General features: G+C 39.9%; 17 protein-coding genes, 1 tRNA gene and 5 pseudogenes. 16 read left to right on the top strand and 7 right to left on the bottom strand.

Annotation, left to right across the window (positions count from 1 at the left end):
- The first annotated feature begins 101 nt into the window (after positions 1 to 101).
- Together GJV78_RS18940 and GJV78_RS23755 are read left to right on the top strand one after the other, a co-directional pair.
- A tRNA-Asp gene (locus tag GJV78_RS18940) sits at positions 102 to 178 on the top strand.
- Positions 179 to 442: 264 nt separating this feature from the next.
- A complete protein-coding gene (locus tag GJV78_RS23755) occupies positions 443 to 1,312 on the top strand; it encodes a phage integrase central domain-containing protein (protein ID WP_155109770.1) in 870 nt (289 codons plus the stop codon).
- Here GJV78_RS23755 and GJV78_RS18930 read toward each other — a convergent pair.
- From GJV78_RS18930 to GJV78_RS18915, 4 genes and pseudogenes are all read right to left on the bottom strand, one after another.
- A pseudogene (locus tag GJV78_RS18930) lies at positions 1,297 to 3,555 on the bottom strand (conjugative transfer ATPase); the annotation flags it as partial. The gene GJV78_RS23755 and the pseudogene GJV78_RS18930 sit on opposite strands and share 16 nt — an antisense overlap.
- On the bottom strand, positions 3,555 to 3,956 hold the full coding sequence (locus GJV78_RS18925) for a TIGR03751 family conjugal transfer lipoprotein (protein WP_155109772.1): 402 nt from the start codon (positions 3,954 to 3,956) through the stop codon (positions 3,555 to 3,557). The gene GJV78_RS18925 and the pseudogene GJV78_RS18930, both read right to left, overlap by 1 nt.
- Positions 3,957 to 4,071: 115 nt before the next feature.
- On the bottom strand, positions 4,072 to 4,953 hold the full coding sequence (locus GJV78_RS18920; RefSeq protein WP_155109769.1) for a hypothetical protein: 882 nt from the start codon (positions 4,951 to 4,953) through the stop codon (positions 4,072 to 4,074).
- A gap of 767 nt (positions 4,954 to 5,720) precedes the next feature.
- Entirely contained in the window at positions 5,721 to 6,932 is a 1,212-nt protein-coding gene (locus GJV78_RS18915) for an alpha/beta hydrolase family protein (protein WP_155109768.1), read from the bottom strand.
- Between the two features lie 355 nt (positions 6,933 to 7,287).
- On the opposite strand from GJV78_RS18915, the pseudogene GJV78_RS18910 reads away from it, so the two are divergent.
- Together GJV78_RS18910 and GJV78_RS18905 are read left to right on the top strand one after the other, a co-directional pair.
- A pseudogene (locus GJV78_RS18910) lies at positions 7,288 to 7,512 on the top strand (helix-turn-helix domain-containing protein); the annotation flags it as partial.
- Positions 7,512 to 7,739: pseudogene (locus GJV78_RS18905) on the top strand (transposase); the annotation flags it as partial. The pseudogenes GJV78_RS18910 and GJV78_RS18905, both read left to right, overlap by 1 nt.
- Here GJV78_RS18905 and GJV78_RS18900 read toward each other — a convergent pair.
- Complete coding sequence (locus GJV78_RS18900) at positions 7,736 to 8,539, bottom strand: helix-turn-helix transcriptional regulator (RefSeq protein ID WP_004139060.1); 804 nt, start codon at positions 8,537 to 8,539, stop codon at positions 7,736 to 7,738. The pseudogene GJV78_RS18905 and the gene GJV78_RS18900 overlap by 4 nt on opposite strands.
- Positions 8,540 to 8,641: 102 nt before the next feature.
- Between GJV78_RS18900 and GJV78_RS18895 the strand changes: the two genes are divergently transcribed.
- Positions 8,642 to 10,096 carry an MFS transporter gene (locus GJV78_RS18895; RefSeq protein ID WP_064371724.1) on the top strand — a complete coding sequence of 485 codons (1,455 nt, stop codon included), beginning with the start codon at positions 8,642 to 8,644 and terminating at the stop codon, positions 10,094 to 10,096.
- A 317-nt stretch (positions 10,097 to 10,413) separates the two neighbouring features.
- Here the strand turns inward: GJV78_RS18895 and GJV78_RS18890 are convergent.
- Both GJV78_RS18890 and GJV78_RS23750 read right to left on the bottom strand, forming a co-directional pair.
- Positions 10,414 to 10,637, bottom strand: a pseudogene (locus tag GJV78_RS18890) (integrase core domain-containing protein); the annotation flags it as partial.
- A gap of 15 nt (positions 10,638 to 10,652) precedes the next feature.
- Positions 10,653 to 10,931: pseudogene (locus tag GJV78_RS23750) on the bottom strand (F-type conjugative transfer protein TrbC); the annotation flags it as partial.
- A gap of 152 nt (positions 10,932 to 11,083) precedes the next feature.
- Between GJV78_RS23750 and GJV78_RS18885 the strand changes: the two are divergent.
- From GJV78_RS18885 to GJV78_RS18835, 11 genes are all read left to right on the top strand, one after another.
- Complete coding sequence (locus tag GJV78_RS18885) at positions 11,084 to 12,142, top strand: radical SAM protein (protein WP_155109767.1); 1,059 nt, start codon at positions 11,084 to 11,086, stop codon at positions 12,140 to 12,142.
- Positions 12,139 to 13,149: a hypothetical protein gene (locus GJV78_RS18880; RefSeq protein ID WP_155109766.1), complete on the top strand. Its 1,011-nt coding sequence runs from the start codon at positions 12,139 to 12,141 to the stop codon at positions 13,147 to 13,149. Before GJV78_RS18885 ends, GJV78_RS18880 begins: the two co-directional genes overlap by 4 nt.
- Positions 13,146 to 13,658, top strand: coding sequence for a hypothetical protein (locus GJV78_RS18875; RefSeq protein WP_155109765.1), 513 nt, complete (start codon positions 13,146 to 13,148; stop codon positions 13,656 to 13,658). The genes GJV78_RS18880 and GJV78_RS18875 overlap by 4 nt, the downstream gene beginning before the upstream one ends.
- Positions 13,645 to 13,959: a hypothetical protein gene (locus GJV78_RS18870; protein ID WP_155109764.1), complete on the top strand. Its 315-nt coding sequence runs from the start codon at positions 13,645 to 13,647 to the stop codon at positions 13,957 to 13,959. Before GJV78_RS18875 ends, GJV78_RS18870 begins: the two co-directional genes overlap by 14 nt.
- 155 nt (positions 13,960 to 14,114) lie before the next feature.
- The gene (locus tag GJV78_RS18865; protein ID WP_155109763.1) at positions 14,115 to 14,903 is read left to right on the top strand and encodes a hypothetical protein; all 789 of its coding nucleotides are present in this window, start codon (positions 14,115 to 14,117) and stop codon (positions 14,901 to 14,903) included.
- Between the two features lie 26 nt (positions 14,904 to 14,929).
- Positions 14,930 to 17,965, top strand: coding sequence for an AMP-binding protein (locus GJV78_RS18860; RefSeq protein ID WP_155109762.1), 3,036 nt, complete (start codon positions 14,930 to 14,932; stop codon positions 17,963 to 17,965).
- Positions 17,965 to 19,089, top strand: a complete 1,125-nt coding sequence (locus GJV78_RS18855) for an efflux RND transporter periplasmic adaptor subunit (protein WP_155109761.1) — start codon at positions 17,965 to 17,967, stop codon at positions 19,087 to 19,089. Before GJV78_RS18860 ends, GJV78_RS18855 begins: the two co-directional genes overlap by 1 nt.
- 2 nt (positions 19,090 to 19,091) lie before the next feature.
- On the top strand, positions 19,092 to 19,757 hold the full coding sequence (locus GJV78_RS18850) for an ABC transporter ATP-binding protein (protein WP_155109760.1): 666 nt from the start codon (positions 19,092 to 19,094) through the stop codon (positions 19,755 to 19,757).
- Between the two features lie 10 nt (positions 19,758 to 19,767).
- Entirely contained in the window at positions 19,768 to 20,982 is a 1,215-nt protein-coding gene (locus tag GJV78_RS18845) for an ABC transporter permease (protein WP_155109759.1), read from the top strand.
- A gap of 358 nt (positions 20,983 to 21,340) precedes the next feature.
- Positions 21,341 to 21,745, top strand: coding sequence for a hypothetical protein (locus GJV78_RS18840; RefSeq protein WP_155109758.1), 405 nt, complete (start codon positions 21,341 to 21,343; stop codon positions 21,743 to 21,745).
- A gap of 96 nt (positions 21,746 to 21,841) precedes the next feature.
- Complete coding sequence (locus GJV78_RS18835; RefSeq protein ID WP_155109757.1) at positions 21,842 to 22,516, top strand: hypothetical protein; 675 nt, start codon at positions 21,842 to 21,844, stop codon at positions 22,514 to 22,516.
- Positions 22,517 to 22,695: the final 179 nt, after the last annotated feature.

Genomic DNA, 22,695 nt, shown 5'->3' with positions numbered 1-22,695 from the left:
AGACCGGTGGCAGTGAGCCGCGCCCCGTGCGGGACCAGGGACTGCCAGGCATCAAATTAAGCAGTAAGCTGGTGAAAATCAGCGTTGTAGAAAAATTCGGTGGAGCGGTAGTTCAGTTGGTTAGAATACCTGCCTGTCACGCAGGGGGTCGCGGGTTCGAGTCCCGTCCGTTCCGCCACTATACAGTTTTCGGGTGTTTCAGTACGTCCGATAAAGTAAAAAAACCGTATCACTGTCAACAGGATACGGTTTTTTTTCGTCTGTATGTGTTCTCCCCGATATCGGGGAATCCAGAGCAAATGGGCCTATGAATGGGCCTACGCGCTGGCGGCGGAGATTTCGTAGGCCCATTTTGGGTTTTATGCGGAAAAACTCTCATAAAAACAGAATATTGTTCACTTCGTCACTGTCATTTTCCACTGACATTTAAGGAGTGATTTTTATGGCTGTTCTTACCCGTCCGTTATCGGCTTCCGAAGTTCAGAAAGCAAAAATCGCAGAAAAGGATTATGAACTTTTTGACGGTCAGGGGCTGACCCTGATGGTGAAAACCACCGGCAAAAAAATCTGGCGCTTTCGCTACAAACGCCCCGGTTCGACTTCCCGAACCACAATTACCCTCGGATATTTCCCGGCTATGACACTGGCCAGTGCAAGAACCGTTCACGCAGAGCATCTTTCTCTGTTGGTTAAAGGCATTGACCCACAAAAGCTGGAGCAGGAAGAAGCTGAACGGGAAAAAATGGCGATTGATGGCCTGTTTATCAATGTGGCGACGAAGTGGTTTGCTGTGAAGAGAATCAGCGGTATTTCAGAAGTTCATGCTGCCGATATCTGGAAATCTCTGGAGCGAGACGTTTTCCCGGCCCTCGGCCAGACGCCTGTTACAGAACTTAAAGCACATATTCTTATTGCTGCGCTGGAGCCGGTCCGGGCGCGAGGCGCACTGGAAACCCTGCGCCGTCTGACCCAGAGAATTAATGAAATACTAAAATTCGCCATCAATTCCGGTCTGCTGGATGCCAACCCTGCATCAACGATTGGGGATGTTTTTGAGAAGCCAAAAAAACAGCATATGGCGACTATCCGTCCGGAGCGTCTGCCGGAGCTGGTACAGCGTATTGAAACCACCAATCTGTCGCTGATGACCCGTTACCTGATTAAGTGGCAGTTGCTGACGTTGGTGCGTCCCGGAGAGGCGTCAGGCACAATGTGGTGTGAGATTGACACAGATAAAAAGCTCTGGACTATCCCGCCTGAACGTATGAAAAAACGTCGTGAGCATATCGTGCCTCTGACCGTGATGATGTGACTTTCGTCAGTAATATTGACGATGGGACGGGATAAATGCTGGTCGCGTTCGCCGAGATTGTTAATATGATTAATCAGCGAAATATAAGCGATGGCGAGTTGGGCCTCATACCCCTCGCGGGCAAAGGTCGCCAGATCCACCAGCGTGATATCGGCATCCGGCCAGCTTTCGCCCTCCCGGTTAAACAGTTCGCCCTCAAAGCCGCTACAAAACATATTCATGGATTCGGCCATTTCATATGCTCTGCTGCGACGATTCTCTGGCAGGGTCTGATCTTTCGCCAGTGTGAACAGCGCATCGCGGACATCCTGCGTCAGCGTCTGGCGCCCGGCGTGATGGCAGGTTGTCGCCGCGTCAATAATGGCCTGACGGATCATTGCCCTGTCGGGGCGGGTAAGACGTGCATCTTCTTTCGCTTCCCCGCCCGTTATCATCAACTGGGCGGTGATCTCCATTTCGCCTAAAATATCGCGCTGGTCGTCGCCCTCCTGTTCGGGTTTATCCTCGTCATCGGGAATATCCGCGCTGACTGGCTGCTCCACCAGCCGCCAGGCATCGGCAAATAAAGGCAATGTGACGCCGGAGCCGGGTTTGAGGCTGATTTTGTTGACACTCAGACCGTGGCGTTTCGCATAGTCAGTCGTGAGGCCGAAGGAATTTCCTGCTTCAACAATAAACAGACGCGGACGGTGCAGAGCCATCAGCTGTGCGATTTTGCCGTTGAGCGTGGCGGATTTCCCGGCGCCTGTCGGTCCCAGCAGTAACAGGTGTCCGTTCTTGGCGCGGTCATCCTTGTTAAGCGGATCAAAATCCAGTGGCGAGCCGCCCCGGTTGAAATAGGAAATGCCGGGGTGTCCGGTGCCGGTCTCCCGTCCGAAAACAGGCAGTAGATTTGCAATATGCTGGACGAAATTAAACCGTGTATAGAGATTGCGTTTGTCCCGCGATGGGTCAAAACTAGCGGGCAACCAGCGCAGATAACTGCTGAGAGGGGCCACTTCGTCGCTGTCCTGTACCGGCACCAGACCGCTGTTTAGCAGAACGCTGTTAAGTTCGCGCTGTTGTTTGTTCAGCGCCGGAATATCCTGAGCGGACAGGTAAAAGGCCAGCGTGCTGCGATACATCTTATGGCCGTCTTTCAGCCACGCCTTCACGTCCCGGCAGTCAGACTTTGTGTATTCCGACTCGATGTTTTCACCGATGGCCCGGTCAGACAACCGGTTGAGGTGCGCCTCCAGTAGATCCTGCGGATGCACCACCATTGTGAGCGACATGATGACGGACTCAGGTAGCAGGTCGAACAGGGCATTCACCGCGTCGCCGCGTCGATTCTCCCCCGTCAGGTGTCCGGGCTGCGGCGCACGGCGCAGGCGGTCAACCACCACCACTTTGTGCGGCAAATTATCGAAATACCATATCCCTTTTTCTGCATCAGACACCGGTTCACGAAACAGCAGATTTTCAGCAAAATCGTTCAGTACCGGCGGTGTTCCCGCTTCCGGCTCATCCGGCGCGGTTACGGTGTTATAAAACGCCTGACGGTCGTCGCACTGCGGGGCAGGATTCAGCCAGCGCACCAGCCAGCGTGAGATATCCGTGCCGTTCTGGCGCTGCGCCATGAGTCCCGCGCCAGCCAGAGCCGAGACAACTCGCTCGCAGGTGTTATTCAGCGATTGTTCGGGAGTCTGATCGCCATGCGCCGCTTTGGCAGGTAGCCAGCGATAAACGACCATTCGTGTGCGACGGATTTGGCCGCGCCATGGCGTACGGGTGACCACGTCATCAAAAAATAATCCACCACTGCGGGTGATACCGTTCAGATGACGCTCCATTTCGGCCAATCACACCTCGCTAAACGCCGAGCCTTTCGCGGCAGGCGTGACGTAATCCCGCAACTGCTGCATATAGCCGGAAAAATCATCCTCGTTCTGGCAGAAAAACTGTACTACCCACGGATAGCTGTCTGACTCATCGAAACTGTCCTGCAGCGCGTCTTTTACAACGTCGCGTATTTCCGCCAGATGCTGCTGTGAGCGGCCTTCCGTTCCCACCGGGGTAATATCGTACACGGCGGCGACCGAACGACCGTCTTCGAGCAACAGCGTCTGCGAGTCCTGCTGAAACTCGACCCACGGTAACAGGTCGGCGAATGAGGGGCCTTTGTCATACGCCGCGCTGGCTTTCTGTTCTGTCAGACTGCCAGTGCGTGGACGTGCTGCGGTTGCTTCACAGCTTGCTGTCATTACAGTGCCTCCGTGCGTTCACCGGGCAGGGCGTATTGCACCTGCGTGTGCAGCGGGAAGACGGTGGTATATCCCGGCACCGGAACGCCTTCACCTTCGGTGAGGTGCGGGTATACATACATGACCAGATCAGGATTGGGCAGACGTTTGAATCGTGTCTGAATTTCGTTTGCAGCAGTGCGGGTATAGTTCTGCTGTTCCTGCGCAGAAATCTCCGTCAGCGGACGGCGTAACTGGCTGCGCTGGTCGTGGAGCAGAGCGTTGCCACCGGTCTGGCGTCCCCAGAGTGAAAGCATAGTGGTGTTTTCGTCCACCGGCAGCAGGGTTTCCTGAGAGGTGCTGCATCCAGTCGCAACCAGTGTCAGCAACAGGGAAAAGGCCGGGATAACATGATTTATCATTTTCATCAGTCAAGTTTCCTTTTACTGGCAGATGTCTGCGCGTATCTGGGGATAAAAGAGAAGAATCAGAACCCGCGTTGCGGATTTCTATACCCGCAACGCGGATTTTTCATAACTATGGTCTGCCTCGTTTCAACGCTTTTTTCAGTGTGTCTCCACTCAGCCTGTCAGTAATACCCTCAGATGCAGCCCACTGTTCAAAAACGGATATCAGCTTATAGGGATGATCAATGAGCGAGCTGATAAGATTATTATTTTTGCAGGCAAGCCATAGCAGACGTGACAGGGGAGTAGTAATTTTGGGGGAAGTATGTGTTGTTGAAGGGAAATAGCTATCAATAAATTTTTCCAGGATGCTTTGTCTGATGACAAAACAAGCATCGTCAGGAAAATGGTATACTGGGAAATAACGCATTTCTGTATTCAATGCGTTGTTGTTAATAAGTTTTTCATGTATATGTAGTGCAGTGTCTACCGGGAGGTTTTTAAGCTTTCTGGAAATTCTGTTTTTCCATGTTGTCAGTTCAAAGACCTGATATATATTATTTTCATCCTTCACAAGTACGCCGTGATGAATATTATACAGACCCGTGACGGGGTCGGGAAAGCCCAGGCTACGGGCCAGAAGTTTTTGTAATATGGCATATTCGTGGCCATGTAAAGACGCATCGAGAATATTATGCGAGGGTGATATGTATTCCCCCTCTGTTTTTAAGACGAGGTTGTCATTATTGATAAAACATTTGTGGCATAAATAGCAGAGACGTTCAGTGATATTTTCACTGACTTCGATATATTCAGCTGTGTTATTAACAATTGCAATCCTGCGAAGCTTGACGGGAGACTGAAAATAAATAGAAAATGTCAGGTTGCCATAAAGTGCATAACGATATAAATCACTGGATTTTATTAGCGATTCATTTTTTTTACGTGAATTGATGATATTGACAGCTTCATCGATGGTAACCCAGGCTGGCATTTCTGAAGTAGTATTCATAAAGGACAATCCTATGTAAAAAAACAATTCATGCTGTATATGATTGCAGCTACGTCCGTAACTGTACGTAATATGATAAGTTAATTTCCATTGTTAAATGTTCTTGTGATAAAAAATAATTATTACCTGTCAGGTATGAACAGAAGGAGCATTAGACATATCTGAGCAAAAACTGAAGGAGGATGCATACCTTAAAAATTCATCGTGTTTAACTAAATGAGATCAGGGTATTTTTTTTAATGGCGATATAATGACTATGAGGTTATGTCATTTTTCTGATAAATCAACTACAGGGGATATTCACTATATAAAAGTTAAAAACCTGGCGACTTTAATCATTATTTCAGTGTTACGATGGAATTCTCCCATTCCGGTAAACCAACAGATAGCTTGTTTATTGAGTCATTTTACGGCAGCCATTCGGAACGAATGTCTGACATTTACTGGTTTTTATCGTTGGAAGATGCGAAGGGTTAATTCGACAACCGGCACAGGGAATACCATCACGAGAAAAAGAATTCATCATTGAATGACATGATTTCTGCTGAATTTATCCTAAGTATAGAGAAATACCAAGGTCTCAGAGTAAGCACAGCACTGAATTTGGGTCTGCGTCAGAGTTCAACGATGTTTCACATTGAAACTCTGCTGGGAGCGGTTTTATGACGCCCAAGGGAGCGATAATCAATATTTTGAACCAGATGACCCAATAGGCATGCTGGAGAGCTACAGATCGCGTGATCATCTAATTGCCAACCTAATCGAATTTATTTGACAAATGTGTCAAGATTATTTTTTAAAATCCATTTGCCGATGTCTTCAATTAACGCTTTGGATACTTCTCCTTTTTTTAGGTATTGCTCTGCGGCATTGAATTCAGGATTTATTTTTGTTAATATATGGTTAATGTCTTTGTATAATTGGAACTTTGCATTTTCTCTTTTTATTAATTCTGACTCCCATTGATTGAAATCTTTTTCAACATCAATTTGGATATCCTGATCACCTTGTGCAATAAATAGTGGTATTTTATTCATCTTTTTTATATAGTTTAGAGGGTGACTATTGTTTAGCTCTTTAAAATATTTTTTTTCAATATTTTTTAGTAATAAAGAGTGTTGTTTTTTTATATTTTCAGTCATATGATGGTTAGAATTATCTAGTTTAGATAATTGATCCTTTAACAATACATCTATCCTTCTATAAGGCATTGATAACAGAATTAATCCTATAGGTCTTAAATTTAGCTTTATCATTATTTGATGGCTGATCATTGGTGTTAAATATGCACCAAGGCTATGCCCTGCTATAAAAAACGGAGTGTTTTTATACATTTCATTACTTGTTACTAATTGAATGATATTAATTGCGTCGTCAATTATTTCATTCTTCAGATTAACTAAACTATAATCCAAAAAATCTACTTTTTTGTAAAATCTTTTATTAAATCTTACTGTGCTTATACCAAATTTTGTTAAGCCATGGGCTATTTCTTTAAATATAGCATTGTTTCCAATGCGGTAATCCATATCCTGCGGCCCAGAACCTGATAAGAGAAATAATAGTGCGCGAGGTTGAGTTCCTGCAGGGTTGCATATTTTCCCCTCAGGAGTTTCAAGGAAATTCAGTTCGGAAAAAGATTTCTCATAAAATACATTTTTTTTGTATTCAGTAACTGGGGATGGAGATGGGGTTAAATTTAAATAATTAACTATATTATTATTTGATTTTACAACAAAATCCACTCCACCATTGTATGTCCCCAGTTGGATATAATATTTGTCTTTATCTATTTTTGAGTCTATAATGCAAGAACATTGAAGGACTTCTGATAAATGTTTAATTATTGTTATATCTATTTTTTCTTGTAACTTGGTTGACGATAAAGATAGTAGCTTATCTAGATCTTCTTTTAAAAGATACTCGATATAATTTGGTATTATACCTTCGTTATTTAAAAGGAATTCTGTTATAAACATATCGCCTCCCGATTATATTTATTCCCTATTCTTAAGAATAGCATAATTCAAAGTTATGATTAATAATATCAGCAACTCTGATTAAATGGAATGATAATCCCTAAAAAATAATCTGTTAATAAGTTCAATTTTCTCGTATTCCGAACCAGGAAGACCTTTATGAGGACTAACTGCGAGATTATGGCCATTCGGAAGCAAGCCGAGACTGGAACGTCAGTAGATTAACTGTATCGCGAGTATGGTATGAACAACACTAAATAGCTGCGCGGAATAGTAGATCACGTTGAGGGAACTCAGCCCGGATTGTGCGATCTGATCAATCGCCAAAAATCACAAACCACCTGCCGGACTAGCGATGCCGATCATAGCACCCATTCCCTGTGACGAACGACGTCTGATGCGAAAATCAATCCATAAAACACGCGATAAAAATCATGTCCGCAGGCTGACTGCCATGCTGATGCTGCATAGGGGGATTCGCGTTAGTGATGTTGCCAGAACGCTCTGTTGTGCCCGTTCCTCCGTCGGGCGCTGGATTAACTGGTTCACGCTGTCGGGTGTTGAAGGACTGAAGTCATTATCCGTAAGGTCATTTACACCACGAATGCGATTGAATCAGTCCATCGTCAGTTCAGGAAACTGACCAAAACCAAAGGCGCTTTCCCGAATGAAAACAGCCTGCTGAAGCTGCTTTACCTGGGACTGATGAATGCACAGGAAAAATGGACAATGCCCATCCGGAGCTGGAATTTGACATTGTCGCAGTTAGCCATTACGCGAGAATTTTTGTCCCTGTTTAATGGCTAATCAGGACGTTCAGCGTCTTCTTCTTGTCGCGCATACACTACCAACCTCAAATGTCGGTCTTCATCCACAGTTAGTGATGTGAATTCAAAAGGCACAGGCTGTTCCTCTATCATTAAATGACGGATTCCATTGCATGGCGCGTGAACCTGATGTTGTCGCCACCAGACTTTGAACTCTGGCGAGACATGTTCCAACTCATTTACCAGTTCAGGTATATCCGTACTTTGGCTGGCTCGAGTGAAATCACGGCGAAAGCTTGACAGCATCAAGGGAGCCTGTTCATGCCAGGCAACGACACGTTTCTGAAGAGTGCAATCGGTGAAAAGTAGCCAGAGAAGGTTACGCCGCTCGGGTACATGACTACCAAAATTAAACAGTTCGTCGGCTAATGCATTAAAACCCAGAACGTCCCAGCGCAGATTGAGCACAAAAGCAGGGTGCGGAAGATCGTGCATCAGGCGCCGCACAAGGGGCGGCAGTACGCACCAGGTTTTTCCTGGTTCGGCCGGAGGACGCTCATGTGCGAGCATAAACAGGTGTCGGCGTTCAGCGGCATCCAGTTTCAGTACCCGTGCCAGATTATCCAGAAAGGTGGACGACACGCCAATATCCCGGCCCTGCTCAAGCCATGTGTACCAGGTAAGGCCGACGCCTGCAAGTGCCGCGACTTCTTCACGTCGAAGGCCTGGCGTCCGACGCCGGGTTCCGCTGGGAAGCCCTGCCTCGGCAGGTGAAAGGCGTTCCCGATGCGCCCGCAGGAAGGCTGCCAGGTCAGTACGTGATCGATTCAGGGTCCGCATCGTTTATCTCATTGCTTAAAGTAATAGTATAAACTGTTAAATTGTAATGGTTTAATGAAAAGAAGAGAATCTTTGCATACTTTCTTACATTGGATATGCAATATGAGTTCATCTCCCGGTCTTACCCTGTCTTCCAGACATGTTTCTTGTAAAACGCCTCCCTGGGCCGGTTTGTCCGTATTACTCCTTGCAGGATTCGTTACCATCTTTGATCTGTTTGTTGTTAACGTCGCCATCCCCAGTATCCAGACCGGGCTGGGCGCGAATTTTGCGCAGATTGGGTTTATTGTCGCCGGATATGAACTCGCCTTTGGCGTTTTGTTGATTACTGGTGGACGACTGGGGGACATGTTTGGTCGCCGTCGATTATTCATTGTTGGTATGGCTGGCTTTACGCTGGCCTCGGCTTTTTGTGGTCTGGCACCAGGGACAGATTATCTTATCTGCGCCCGGATTTTGCAGGGGCTGGCTGCAGCATTATTGTTCCCGCAGGTTTATGCCTCTATTCGCGTTAACTTTGAGGATAATGACCGGCGCAAAGCTTTTGGCTTGCTGGGGATGACGCTAGGGCTGGCCGCTATTGCCGGTCAGGTGCTGGGCGGATGGCTGGTACATGCTGACTTGTTCGGTCTTAGCTGGCGCATCATTTTTCTTATTAATCTGCCAGTTGGAGTCTTCGCCATTCTTGCAGCACGGTCAATTCCCGAATCCCGTGCCCCGCAGAGACCGCTACTGGACTGGACAGGCGTCCTGCTGGTCAGCTGCGGACTGGTGCTAGTATTGGTTCCGTTAATAGAAGGGCCAGTTCAGGGCTGGCCTGAATGGAGCCGCTGGGCACCAGGTCTAGCACTGGCTTTACTGGTGCTCTTTTATCGGCAACAGGAGCAACGTCGAAAGGCAGGCAAGTGGCCACTGGTAGATATGCGGCTGATGGCGAATGGCAATTTCTCGCTGGGAACAATGCTGGTGCTGTTGGTTTACTCTACCTCAAGTTCATTCTTTCTCTGTTTTGCTTTACTGGTACAGACGGGGATCGGTCTGGATGCCTTCGAGGCAGGAAGTATCTTTGCGCCCTGTAGCGTCGGTTTTGTTCTTGCATCCTTGGCTGCGCCACGACTGGTTGCTAGATGGGGAACATCTACGCTTTTTTTTGGCGCGTTAATCTATGCGGTCTTCATTGCAATAATGATTTTTCAGGTATGGACGTCAGGATCAGAATTGAAACCAGTGCAGTTAATTCCGGCACTTATTATGGTCGGTGCTGGCCAAGGTTATATTATGACGCCATTACTGAACCTGGTATTGGGTTTTGTTGAAGAAGCGAAATCTGGCATGGCAGCTGGAGTTATCTCAACAGTTCAGCAAATCGGGGCTGCCCTGGGCGTAGCCGTCGTTGGCATTCTGTTTAATGGTGCTCTTTCAAAAGCGACTGACCTGTCACAAGCTGGGCAGTATACTTCTGCGTTTGTTGCCGGGATGCTGTACAACCTCGCTGCGGCAGCATTAATCTGCCTGTTATTGATGATTTTAAAAAAAATGCAACGGACAGAAAATTGACCTGATTTCATCAGCGGCCTCCTGAGGCTGGCAGAAACGGATCGATTGGTCAGGTCTTCATAAGAATGATGTCCGCTTCACGCCCTGAGACATTTGACATGACCTACTCCCCGTTGATTGACACACGGTATTGTTAGCAAGATTCATGGCAACTCAATTACGAACGTCTGCTGATCGCTCAAAGCAGACTGTCAGATTTAATAGTCTGCTGCCAGATAAAACTGTCAGGTCAAGTCTGAGTTAATACACCTGAGTACAGTTTTCTCTTCGCTGATCACGCGTTCGGCAAATTTGTCACTGATGTAATTATCTCAGCTTTAGTTCCACGTACTTTTTGATAATTCCGTTTTTTCAGCCATCAGCCGGTACTCTTCCTCCGTCAGATTATTCAGGGATTCATGAGGTTGTTCACTGCAACATTCGCCCAGCCAGCATTCTGTGATTCCCGTGCTTCATTCAGTGTTCTGAACAGGTAAATATCAAGAATTTCTGTCCGGCACATCCGGTTGAACCGTTCGATAAAAGCATTTTGAGCGGGCTTAAGCAGGATGCTTACACCGACGTTCTGCATCAGCATGGTCACACTCGATGCTTGCGCCATCATTATTAATGCGAATTCAAGGAAGCGGACCTTGGTGATCTCCACATACCTATGGCTGGTGTAATACTCCCCGACTTTATCCAGAAAGCAGATGTACAGATAACGTCCTTTGTGTTTTTTGTCTTTCAGCGTTTCACTATCTGTGCCTTCCAGCCCGTAGCTCAAATCCTTAGCGAGGATCATACTCTGCTGCGTAACAAACATATGACCCTGCGCAGAGGTATTGTGTAAGGAGCATCACAGTATTTAAGAATAGAAATTTCAAATCGCAGATGAGATTGGTAATGAGAATGATATTTACTCTTAATTACTAGAAGGTTGATTTTGATCAATAAAATGTTTCCATTTGTAAGTAGCCTAAAAAATAGACAAAGAGGGGAGAGGCAATGATGATTTGTCCACCAAGGTTTTGGGATGAGTATCCACATACCGCAACAATAATCACAACGTACACATGTACGGCCTCTTGCAAGGACTGTTGTTTTGAATGCAGCCCGGCTTCAAAAGCTCGATTAAAGTATGACGAGATCATCAATTTCCTGGATACATTAAATAAGAACTTTAAGCCTATTAAATTAGTAGTGTTTACGGGAGGTGAGTGTTTTTTGTTAGGGAAAAGTCTTTTTGATGCGATTAACTATGCAACAAATTTAGGTTTTATGACACGCTGTGTGACCAATGGTTATTGGGGTAAAGAGAAAAATAGCGCCAGACAAATTGCTAAAAGATTAGCCTCGACTAATTTGACAGAAATAAATATCAGTACTGGTAAAGATCACGCCGAATGGGTTCCACTAGAATGCATTATAAATGCTGTAGAAGCTCTCAGTGAGTACAAAATTAAAACCTTGATAGTTGTGGAGCAAGATACTAATGAATCGAAAATACTTAATGAACTGATTAGTAATGAACGAATATCTGCTCTCATAAATAGTGAAAAAATTAAAATCCAAAAAAATATTTGGGTGCCGTTTCATAAGGATAGTATAAAGAGAAAAGAAACTAACTTTGTTGCTAACACAGTGGATAAACCTTGTGAGCAAATTTTTGAAAATATTGTCCTTACTCCTAATAATGAAATATCTTCGTGCTGTGGCTTGACTATGGAGCATATCCCGGAGATGAAATTAGGATACCATAACGGAAAACTTACTCCATTAGTATTCAAACAACAGATAAATGATTTTTTAAAGATTTGGATAAGAACCGAAGGTCCATATAAAGTTTTAAAAGAACATTTACATGGAAGTGAAATTAAAATTGATGAAATTATACATCCGTGTCAAGCATGTGTCCATTTGTATCAAAACAAGGTAATAAGAGAAAATGTTAAAAATAAATATATAGAAAATATTGGTAGGGTCATCAAACAATTTAATATAAATGAAAGATTGAAACTTGAATTAATTTCAATTGATAAACAAAAAAATAAGGATGATATATGAAAAGAAGAACCTTCCTTGGAGTTGCTACTGGTGCTGCTTTGAGTGGATTTATACCTACGGCTAGCTCAAAAGAGAACCGACTATATGGTGTTCCGCACTCAATAAACTCCCGTAGTTCTGTTTCGGAAAATGAATTTAGACTTTCTATGTCAAAAGCAAATGTGCCGATTGGCGTGTGGGAGGATATAATTGCTTTTAACAGACTCTGGGAGGATATAAAAAATGATCCTAGTTTGGCTAAAGATTATCATCAGGATAATGAGAGGATATTGAATAAATATCATATTGAAGAAAATATTGTGGAGAAGAATTCAATAGAAGAAACATTACTTCTCATCACTTATGATAAATCTTTTGTAAGTTTAGTAAATGACAATGATTATGAAGGGGTTTTTTATAAACTTAAAGATTATGGTTTTAAAAATAAAAAGTCAACCTTAAGGGAAAGAATAAGATTTTATGAGTCTCAAGATGAAAACTTGGTTGATTTTTTTAAAGGCATTACTCCCAATAACTTGGAAAATATTGGAGACGATTTTACGCATAAGAGATTGCTGGAGTTGTTTTCTAGAGATTATACGAAGGAAGGTAACTATTTAGCTGGTAATGATATAGCTCTCGCAAATGCTGTCGCTGTCGTTAATGTCGCAGCAGCCACAAGGGTTGTAGCCGCTGTAAATGTCGGTGCAGCGGTAAATGTTGTAACACAAATTAGTATAGCAACAAATTTATCAGTTTTTGTTTCAGGTGCATGTTATGCATATTTACTACCAAAGCTGAATCCATACGAGATATCATTAGGACAGGCTACTCTACATCTGGCAAGTATATACAATAACCAACAAATGGTAGATGAAGTAATTAAAGAAAGCGTTAGGCGAGAAGTTACCGCATGTATGTTTGCCGCGCACAAATGTGGGTTTCTCAAACTGCCATCCAAAAAAGAGGATAGAAAGGAAGTGATGAAAATACTAACTGATATTACCTTATCGGTAGGAATCGCATGAAAGAAGTAGTGTATTTGAATCCATGCTTTAAGATTATTATATTTAATGTCAGCTTATTTGGAATGTTGGCTGTCTTTTTCATTATGATGTCAGTGAAATTAACACATGGCAGGGTTGATTTCATTTTATCATTTATTGTTATTGGCATTTTATCAGTTGTTGTTTTTTTTATGTTTTATAATAAAGCAATAATTGATAGGGATAAAATAATTATAATATCAGGTTTCTATAGATACGAACATTCCTATGTTATATTAAATAACCCAGTTAAGCTCAAAGGCGAAAAGCTCCAAAGAACCAATGGAGTCTCCTTGCCTTTTTATATGTCAGGATATTTTCGTATGGGGAGTAAGAAATTATTTATAATCAAGTTAAGCAGTGGTGATTTACTCTGCTTTAATGATAGCGATGGAGTATCCTTGTGTATGGATGAAATATCATATAGGAAAATTCACTTAATATTGCAGCGTTCAAATGAAATAATCTGGAGGCAAAATGGAGATGAATGATATACAAAAAAGTTTTGCATTAGCAAATGAATTAGTAAATGATGCGTCTATATTCAACATAGGTGAAATGATTTATATTGAAAAAATTAAAGATATAATTGCTTTTATCAGGTCAATAAATTATGTAATGAATAGAAGTGACGATTTTAAAAGGGCATATAATCCTTTAAATGGTAAATACAGGTACATTTCAAACAGCGAGGTTGTTGTTGAAGTTAACAAACTAAACGTAAACGCTGATAAAATATTAAAAACGGCCTTTTTAAAATTTAAAAAAAAATCAATATCCCACTTGATATAAAAAAGGGAGAGGTCATAAAACATTATATATATTATAATTCCAATGGAGAATGTGTTTGGGGCATTATTGCGCATCATATAGCTATTGATTATAACGGATTAAGTAATTTAATTATTGATATTTTGGATTATTATCAGATGAAAGGCGAGCTTAATATGGAAGCTCCGTTGGAATCTTCAAAAACAATAAAAAATAGGTTGCCAACTATATTTTTTATTAACAAAGAGAATAAGGCAATTACATATTGGGATGATTATTTTAATAAAATAACTAATGAAGTATATTTTATGGTGAAGTTACCAAAGAAAGCATTGAAAATTAGCAGAAGCGTTAATCTAAAACACAGGTCTTTTGATTTTGAAGACAAAATATATTTTATATTGGCATTTGCTATTCTTGAATATCTACAAATGCATCATTTTATAAATGATCCTGTAATCAATATTCCTTTTTCCAACAGATTATATGGAAAGACTCATAAATATGAAGCAACTATAAGTATATTTCCACTAATTGTTAAAATTAACCTTCACGCTAAAATTGAAAACCTGCTTAAGCCAATTATCGATGATTTACATAGACATAGCCGTTATAGTTCTGTAAAGGTATCAAAACTTACGGGGCCGACTCAGTTAAAAATAAAAAAATTATCAACTGTACCATATATAAATATTGTTCATGAGATAAATAAAATTTATCCTGAGATGGGTGTTATAAAACAATCATGTATATCATCGGGGGCAATTAATAATTATGGAATGACTGTAAGAATAAATGATAGTTATAATATGGTCATTATAGAAATGGATTATGCAGAAGAGTTTTTTGTTAAAGGGAGAGCTATAAGCCTATTAGATACGTTTATAGATACGTATCTGTGGTTGCTTGATAATAAAACATGCAGTTTACAAGATTTTCTTGATAATACGGATTATTTTAAATAACGATGGTTTAAATATTGAGGTAATTAATGAATAAGATGATCTATAATATAATTAAATTAACTGCTGAAACGCAACCTGATAAAAAAGCAATCATTTATCTCGATGAGGATAGATGTTTCGATATTAACGCTGTATTGGAAGTTAATTATAAAGAGTTATTCATATTATTAGAACGTTATATTTATTTTATAAAAAAAACAATAAGATCCTCAAACGGTATTGGCATGTATTTGGACAGAGGAGTAGATTCCGTATTAACTTCTCTTTCAATTTACTCTGTAGGGGGATGCTTCATACCTATAAATACGGCTTATAAAAGTGGTAAGTTGCAAAGAGTAATTGACGATATAAATGTTAAGGTCATGATTTCAAGTAGGAAATTCTCTAAGGTTCTTAATGGTCTGAGTAATATTACTGTATATTATATAGAAGATATCTATTCTATTGTTCATGAGGATGAGCAAGAACATAATGATGAACATGAAGATAGAGATGAAAATGATTATGCTTATATACTATACACTTCGGGCTCAACAGGTATACCTAAGGCTGTGCCGATTAAATATAGAGCAATAAATAGTTTTATTCCTGCGATGATAAAGGCTTATGATTTAAAGAAAAATGATGTGATTTTAAATTTTAATCTTCCTTTATTTGATTCATATATTGAAGAAATATTTGGTTGTTTTTTTAGTGGAGCTACATTGGTAATTGCACATGACTTTGTTGTGAGCGATTTTGATTTGCTATTCCAGTATTGTTCATTAAATAAAGTTACAGTGTTAGATATTCCTACTAATTATTGGCATCAAATGGTATTTACAATTAACAGTAAGCTGAAAAATAAAATATCATCATTAGAAAAAGTAATTATAGGTGGTGATTTGGCAATTGATCGCGCTATAGAGTTATGGATAGCACAAATAGGTTGTGATATCGTGCTGATTAATTCTTATGGTCCAACCGAATGCTGTATAGTATCAACGTGTCAAGTAATCTCTAATGATTACATTTCAGGGAATATTGTCGGTTCTCCTCTCGAACACGTTAATCTTCTGATAGTCGATGAGAATAATAATGAGCTTCATGATAAAAAGATAGGAGAAGTTTGTATTGGTGGCAAAGCATTATTTTCCGATTATTTAAACATGTCAAGCAAAAGAGAAAGATACCTAATCAAAAATAATGGGAATTATTATTATCGAACAGGTGATAAAGGGTTTATAGATGAATTCGGGAGGTTGGTATTTTGTGGGCGCATTAAAAAGTCTAAAAAAATCAATGGGAATATGGTCGATTTTGATTTTATGAAAAGAATTTTGAATAGCTTAACTGGTCTGGATGAAATAGATATCTTTGTCAAAGAACCAAATCAGGGTTATCAATGCTTATATATATCATTGGATTTAAAATTAAGTAGTATTAATCGACATGAAATATTAAGAGAGTTAAGGGTTTTGTATCCAAAGGCTGAAATTCCCTTTATCATTTGTGATGAATCTAATGCGCGAGGAGATTCAAAACATTACCAAGACAGTTCAATATATAATGATGGTGCTTATATGCGCATTATTAACATATGGAATAACGTATTTGGAGATATTGGTGCGAATATAATTGCAGATACCAACTTTTTTGATATCGGTGGGACGTCTTTAAATGCACTAATGCTAATAAATATGATATATCATGAATTCCGTTGTAAAGTATTATTGGAGGATTTTTATAAAAAGCCTACGCCGCTTTATTTGTTTGATTTGGTAAAAAAAAGCAATGATGATGGCATAGCGTTTGAACATTCAAGGACAGAGTTAACCGATGATCATGACCAATACTATTGGATCATGGACGCTATCATTAATAATTCGCCGATTTACAATATCCCTATATATTTCTTTATCACTGGAGAACTGGATCAATCAAAACTGCATGCTGTTATCAATTTAATTGTGCGTAAATATCCTGCATTGCATTTCTCAGTAGAAATAAATGATAAGCAGAATCGTATACGAAATTGCATATCTACAGAAGAATCTTTAGAATTAAATACTATTACTCTTATAGAGGTCCAGGAACAATATAAGAGTACTAAAATAGCAAAAATAATCAACCAAATGCCATTTGAGTCTTTATTATTAAATAAAAAAAAGCCGGTTAGCGTAAAATTGATAGTTGAAAGCTGCGAGAAGTATCATTTATTAATTAATTTCCATCATGCTTTTGTTGATGGATTGTCTATTAGTACGCTCATAGATGAAATATCAATGAACTATAATAATGCTACTATGCGGGAAGATACAGAACAACCTTTAAATGATAATTGCATTTATATAGATAATCCCGGAGATGAAAAAATTCTTGCCTATTGGTATGATAATTTAATTCCATATGTCCATTCAGAAAGCAAAATTAATGGTATGGATAGTGTTAATTTGTCCTCTATAGTAGGAAAAAGAAAAAGTACATTGATTACAAAGGAGGAGCTACTTAATATTAGAAATATACAGGGTTTATTATCAATAACAATTGAACATGCTTTAATTGCTGTGTTCTTAAGGACTCTATCTGAAATGGTAGAGGAAGTTTTTTTGCTAGGGATTCCCAGTGCTAACAGGGGGATTCATAACGATTTTTCAAAAATCGGAAGCTTCGCTACTACTTTAATCATGCCTTATAAAAAAAATGATTGCTCGATAATTGATGATGTTTTAAATGTAAAGAGCTTCTTACATAGCTCTACTCCATTTACTAATTTCTCGTTTACGGCTTTAAATAAATATTTCTATGAGAAAAACAAATTACGTATACCTAATATAAAGTATTATTTCTCTTCGCAGCTTTCTTTTTCATATGCAATGGATTTAGATAATTTAACCTGCGAACTTAGAAAAATTCCTGTTGTTGTACCTAAAGGTGATTTAGCATTAGAGATATTCCGAAACGAAAATGGTATTATGCTGGATTGGTTATATAATCCGCTATATTTTAATGATGAGCAAATTGAAGTAATCATAGATTGCTTCAATAAAAATCTTGAGATTTTATTAAATGGAAATATATAATGAATAAAATAAAAATTAAGTATATTCTTTTCGTGATCATTGGATTTATATCGATTGTTTCTTATATGTTATTTAATCAACGTGAGTTACATAAAAACAACGCTAACCATAATGTAATCAAGGCTCAACAAATTGACCTTTATTTTAAAATTCAAGCGGTAGGTACTATTCAGCCGAATAAACATGTTAAAATAGGCAGTCAAATTTCAGGTCTGATAAATCATATTCATCGTGATGTTGGTGATGTAGTTAAAAAAGATGAATTAATAGTTAGTATCGATAACACATTATATAAATCACGAGTTGATGCTGCTAAGTCATATTTGTTTAAGTTACAATCCCAATTAAATGAAGAGCATTTAAATTATAAGCACTCAAAAATTAAATTAACAAGAATTAAACAACTAAAAGAACAAGGTGCGATAAGTTTAGATGGTTTTGATGAGGCTCACTATAATCTTCTAAAGATTAATGAAAAAAAAGCAGCGTTAATTCATGAGATAAATCAGTATAAACATGTTTTGCATAGCGAGGAAGTTAATCTAGGGTATACAAATATATTCTCGCCAATGGATGGGATAGTCACTGCAATTTATGTTAACGAAGGGCAGACATTAAATATAAATCAACAAGCACCTATTTTGATGGAAATTGCCGATTTGAGTAAGATGCTTGTTTACATTAAAGTATCAGAGGCGGATATTAATAAAGTGTCAATAGGTCAAAATGTTACCTTTAGAATATACTCAGATAGCTCTATTTTTGATACCGGAGTAATTGAAAAGATAGCATTTAACCCTGAAATAATAAATAATTCTGTTTATTATACCGTAATTACTAGTGTTGATAATAAATTAGGTTTGCTGAGTCCGGGCATGAGCGCCGATGTTGATGTTATTGTATATAAAAAAGAAAATGCCACAGTTATTCCTAGTGATGCTTTATTTGGTATAAAGAATAAGAAATCTTCAAATGATAGAAAAACTTATTTTTTCCGGCAGCTTCTTAATGACAGTTATGTTGTTAAGAAATTAATTATTGGGTATGATAATGGTATTAATGCTGAAGTGCTAGAGGGGTTATTACCTGGGGAAGAGATTACTGTAATGTCTAAAGGTGAATAGATATGTTATTATTAAGAAACATTCATAAAGTTTATTCCGAAGACCCCTTGAAAAGAAGTATTTTAAAAGGATTAGACTTTACTATAAATACTGGAGACTTTATTTCAATAAAAGGGGCTTCCGGTGCGGGGAAAAGTACATTGCTTAATATTATTGCCTTATTGGATGATATATCTGATGGTGAATATTATATTAATGGAGATAAGGTTATATACGAACATTCGAATGTGTTAAATGATATAAGGCGCACAACCTTTGGTTTCATTTTTCAAAATTACAATTTACTTGATAATTTATCTGTTCGGGACAATATCCTTTTACCTCTTTATTATCTACAAGGTAATTTTCGTAATAGTCAACATAAATTGCTAAATCTCTGTTCTATTTTAAATATTAAATGCTTTTTAAATAGCTATCCTAAGACTTTATCAGGTGGAGAAAAACAGAGAGTCGCCATTGCTAGAGCTTTAATCAATAACCCCTCTTATATTTTGGCTGATGAGCCTACTGGAGCCCTGGATACAACTTCCGCGATAGAGTTTATGAAGTTACTTATTGATATAAATAAATCCGGAACTGGGATAATACTTGTAACTCATGATGATAATGTTTCTAAATACGCTGATAAATCTTTTTTTTTAAATGATGGTATGATCATGACGTTATAAAGAGGTTTGTATGTTAAACTTTTTACGTGATTTTTTTGGGGTTGTTTTATTTAATTTACTTATTGTAAAACAATCTCTTGCAATGCAGAAAATTCGTGTTTTATTGACTGTTACCTGCATTGGTTTTGGCGGTGCAACAGTAATTATTATGGAAGGATTAGGAAATCAAACACAAAAAAATATCATGAACAACGTTGCATCTTTAGGAAGTAATATTATTTCTATCAAATTCGCTCCCAAAGAAATAAGTAATGGGTATAACAATGGTGAATTTTTTTCTTATAATGAACTACAATATTTAGCGAAGCGTGTTAATGTTAAGCATATTTCTCCGTATATAATTAAATCTACTTATGTAACATATAGGAACCACTCGGTTTCAGCCCAAATAATGGGGGCTAATAGTCAAATATTTAGAATCCGAAACATGTCGCTACATGCAGGTGAGTTTTTCGATGAAAATCATGAGGTTAATTCCAGTAACATAGTTGTACTAGGGTATTCTATTGCTGAGAGTCTATTTGGTAAAGGCGCTTATGCTGTAAATAATTTTATTAGAATAAATGGTTCTTCGATGCGAGTAATTGGAGTTATTGCGAGTAAGGGGGATGGTCTTGGTATCGCTGTTGATGATATGGTTTTTACGCCATTAAATTCATTTAATATCAGACTGTTCGGTTTTTCTCTACCTTCTGGTGTTCTTATTGAATCTAAAAATAGCAGTGCGATAAAAAGTATCACTAGAGATATTGTCAATGTTTTGGATAAAAGAAGTAAAAATTTTGATTATAAAATTAGAACAACAGATGAGATATTGCGAGCTTTGAGTAAAACACAATCAAATATTAATCTATTCTTATTGTTTGTTTCTTTTTTGTCATTATTTATGGCCGGAGTTAATGTTATGAATATTCTTCTGGCAAATTTGAATCAACGCCAATTTGAAGTGGGTTTGAGAATAGCTTTAGGTGCACGTTATTCAGATATTTTTATTCAATTTTTGAGTGAGTCGATTTTAATTTCTGCTCTGGGCGCATTTCTCGGCTTGTTTTTTTCATTAGTTTCTTTTTATATACTGGATGTTAATTCTATTCACGTTTCTATTTCACTTGGAAGAGTGGCTGTAATAATGTTAATAATAACCTTGATAACTGTGTGTTTTGGATTATATCCTGCTCATATTGCTGCTAAGATGAAACCAATTGATTGCCTTCGTTCCTTATAATATAAGGATCTCACTATAACTGTGTGTACCTTTAATCTTTGGAAACTAAAAATTAGAAATGGAGCTATTGTAAGCATCTCATTTAAACCGTCAGTTCGTTTCCCTCCGGCGCTGTGAGTGTAAGGTTCAGCCCAAGATCTGCCCCCAGATCTTGGGCTGGACAGTCCTACTTATAGAGCAGCATTACAGAACACTATCTATAGCAGATATTGCAACACGTCCAGGGCGAACGCCGGGGGCTGTAGCGCTGATAGCATATAAGCTGGGATGTCGCAGGGAATCATGTCCTCCCTGGACAACACAGGAAAAAGAAATTATCCGTGTACATTATGCCGGAGGTGCAGGGATATCAAGCGTCATGAAGCTATTGCCTACGAGAAGTGAGAAAGCCATATTCTCGATGGCGGAAGCTATAGGGGGAGTCAGTGGAAAACGCTGGCGTAAAGACGAACTTCGGACTCTGGAAAAATACTACCCTGAGTATGGTACAGACCGGGTTGCCCGCTTACTTAACAGAAGTCCGGAATCTGTGAAACTCAAGCCAAGCCGTATGGGGATCAGGTATCGTGGTTGTGCGATTGATGATGGTGTATTTCGCATCTGGAGTCAGGAAGAATGGACGCTGCTGGAAAAAACTATGCATTTAAGCGTTGCAGAGCAGATGGTATTGCTGCCAGGACGAACCCGCTTATCAGTTGAGAAAGCTCGTGAGTGGTTGAAAAAACGTAATGATAAAATTAAACAGATGAAGTATACCGTTTAGAACGTGTGATTCAGAGACATAACGATGGCTTTTTATGTGACGCTACAGACTGCGCCCTCACTCGCATGGATAGCGACAATACAACGTTCAGAGTGAGTGGCCTGTCATTTCATTGATGAAAAGACTCATGAAAAAAATGCAATATCAAGAAATCACCGCGCTGCATGGACGATCGCCGAACTGCGGCTCGTGGAACAACATTATGGCATTACAGGAACTGCACAAATTGCGGAAGCGCTGGGTCGTACCATTGATGCAATCCGGTGGGTTGTGCGTAATCATAAGTTCAACCTGATGGAGCCGTATCAGCCCTGGACGGAGGAAGAGAAAGATATTATCCGAACCCGTTTTGCCGCAGGCGATAGTATTACGCGCATTATGCCGTTGTTGTCGGGACGTACTCGTGGGGCTATTTATCTTATGAAAGATAAACTGAATGCCCACAGTACCCGGCGATGGAGCGAGCAGGAACATCAGATACTGGCGCAGTATTATCCGGTAGAAGGCATGACCGTGGCTGACCGATTACCGGGTAGAACGCGGGTAGCTATAAGACAGGCAGTTTATGCGATGGGGCTTCGCCTGTTGGGCAGTGAAATCAAAACCGTTCAGGCGTGGCGTCGGGAAGAACAGCAGAGGCTGGAAACGCACCAGCATCTGTCATTGGCAGAACTGGCTGCGCTGTTTCCTGAGAGAACGCAGGTCGCGGTGCGCAAGGTGCGCAAGGCGCTGGTTCGAATGCGAAACCGCCAGAAGATTCGGGTGAAGTGACGCTTTTTTTGGCAAACCGCACGTTCATTATAGATGTTGGCTGTTCAGGCATCATGCTTAACCCGCAGTGTATTGAGTTCTCTCCTGAAAAGAAGACTGGGTTGTCACGATGCTGCATCACGATCACTTTTCATCCTGTAGCGAAATAAGCTCTGCCGATGATTAATTCATCACAGAGA

The organism is Intestinirhabdus alba, assembly GCF_009711095.1.
In the GTDB taxonomy this organism is placed as follows: domain Bacteria; phylum Pseudomonadota; class Gammaproteobacteria; order Enterobacterales; family Enterobacteriaceae; genus Intestinirhabdus; species Intestinirhabdus alba.
This window is presented reverse-complemented; position numbering and strand designations above follow the sequence as displayed.

Bases quoted from the DNA above. Each gene is read 5' to 3' on its own strand.
- GJV78_RS18900 (WP_004139060.1), bottom strand. From the start codon at position 8,539: ATGCGGACCCTGAATCGATCACGTACTGACCTGGCAGCCTTCCTGCGG.
- GJV78_RS18865 (WP_155109763.1), top strand. From the start codon at position 14,115: ATGGAAGCTCCGTTGGAATCTTCAAAAACAATAAAAAATAGGTTGCCA.
- GJV78_RS18840 (WP_155109758.1), top strand. From the start codon at position 21,341: ATGAAGCTATTGCCTACGAGAAGTGAGAAAGCCATATTCTCGATGGCG.
- GJV78_RS18850 (WP_155109760.1), top strand. From the start codon at position 19,092: ATGTTATTATTAAGAAACATTCATAAAGTTTATTCCGAAGACCCCTTG.
- GJV78_RS18915 (WP_155109768.1), bottom strand. From the start codon at position 6,932: ATGTTTATAACAGAATTCCTTTTAAATAACGAAGGTATAATACCAAAT.
- GJV78_RS18895 (WP_064371724.1), top strand. From the start codon at position 8,642: ATGAGTTCATCTCCCGGTCTTACCCTGTCTTCCAGACATGTTTCTTGT.
- GJV78_RS23755 (WP_155109770.1), top strand. From the start codon at position 443: ATGGCTGTTCTTACCCGTCCGTTATCGGCTTCCGAAGTTCAGAAAGCA.
- GJV78_RS18920 (WP_155109769.1), bottom strand. From the start codon at position 4,953: ATGAATACTACTTCAGAAATGCCAGCCTGGGTTACCATCGATGAAGCT.
- GJV78_RS18885 (WP_155109767.1), top strand. From the start codon at position 11,084: ATGATGATTTGTCCACCAAGGTTTTGGGATGAGTATCCACATACCGCA.
- GJV78_RS18925 (WP_155109772.1), bottom strand. From the start codon at position 3,956: ATGATAAATCATGTTATCCCGGCCTTTTCCCTGTTGCTGACACTGGTT.
- GJV78_RS18870 (WP_155109764.1), top strand. From the start codon at position 13,645: ATGGAGATGAATGATATACAAAAAAGTTTTGCATTAGCAAATGAATTA.
- GJV78_RS18880 (WP_155109766.1), top strand. From the start codon at position 12,139: ATGAAAAGAAGAACCTTCCTTGGAGTTGCTACTGGTGCTGCTTTGAGT.
- GJV78_RS18875 (WP_155109765.1), top strand. From the start codon at position 13,146: ATGAAAGAAGTAGTGTATTTGAATCCATGCTTTAAGATTATTATATTT.
- GJV78_RS18860 (WP_155109762.1), top strand. From the start codon at position 14,930: ATGAATAAGATGATCTATAATATAATTAAATTAACTGCTGAAACGCAA.
- GJV78_RS18855 (WP_155109761.1), top strand. From the start codon at position 17,965: ATGAATAAAATAAAAATTAAGTATATTCTTTTCGTGATCATTGGATTT.
- GJV78_RS18845 (WP_155109759.1), top strand. From the start codon at position 19,768: ATGTTAAACTTTTTACGTGATTTTTTTGGGGTTGTTTTATTTAATTTA.